The sequence below is a fragment of the Clostridium coskatii genome (genome assembly GCF_001675205.1).
Classification (GTDB): domain Bacteria; phylum Bacillota; class Clostridia; order Clostridiales; family Clostridiaceae; genus Clostridium_B; species Clostridium_B ljungdahlii.
In genome coordinates this window covers 1-639 of the sequence record NZ_LROR01000007.1, presented here as the reverse complement: position 1 = coordinate 639, position 639 = coordinate 1, and the positions used below count along the sequence as shown (strand labels likewise).

Here is a 639-nt window from a genome sequence, read left to right as displayed (position 1 = left end):
TCCCCATTCGGATATCTCTGGTTCTCTGGCTATTTGCGCCTACCCAGAGCTTTTCGCAGCTTATCGCGTCCTTCTTAGGCTCCTGGTGCCAAGGCATCCTCCATGCGCCCTTTGTAGCTTGACCTTTCATTATCGAAAATTGCTATTAACTTCGCAATACTTCGTCAAAACTTTCGTTCCGGTGCTCATTTACATAAGTAAACTTCGCTCCTCATTCAAGTTTTTCCTTGTCTTGCTCGTTACTATCAATTTTCTTATTATCATCATATCATTTTGAAAATGATACTTTACTACAAAGGTTATATTATAACCTTAGCTTTACTTTATTTCTTATTTACTGTGCAATTTTCAAAGGACAAATTTTTTAGCGACTAAACAATAATGTTTAACTCGCTTGGGATATATATAATATCATGCCGATCATTTTTGGTCAACATGTAAATAATCCCTGGAAATTAAACAGAGTAGACCTTCTAACTTACTTAAACCATCAATTTATAAGATAGATTATACTCTATCTTTCGACTCCCTAGAAAGGAGGTGATCCAGCCGCAGGTTCTCCTACGGCTACCTTGTTACGACTTCACCCCAATTACTAACCCCACCTTCGGCCGCGTCCTCTTTCGTTAGACTACGGAC

At 38.8% G+C, this 639-nt stretch carries 2 rRNA genes; both read right to left on the bottom strand.

What is annotated here, in order from left to right:
* Positions 1–124, bottom strand: a 23S ribosomal RNA gene (locus tag CLCOS_RS00045); the annotation flags it as partial.
* A 409-nt stretch (positions 125–533) separates the two neighbouring features.
* A 16S ribosomal RNA gene (locus CLCOS_RS00040) occupies positions 534–639 on the bottom strand; the annotation flags it as partial.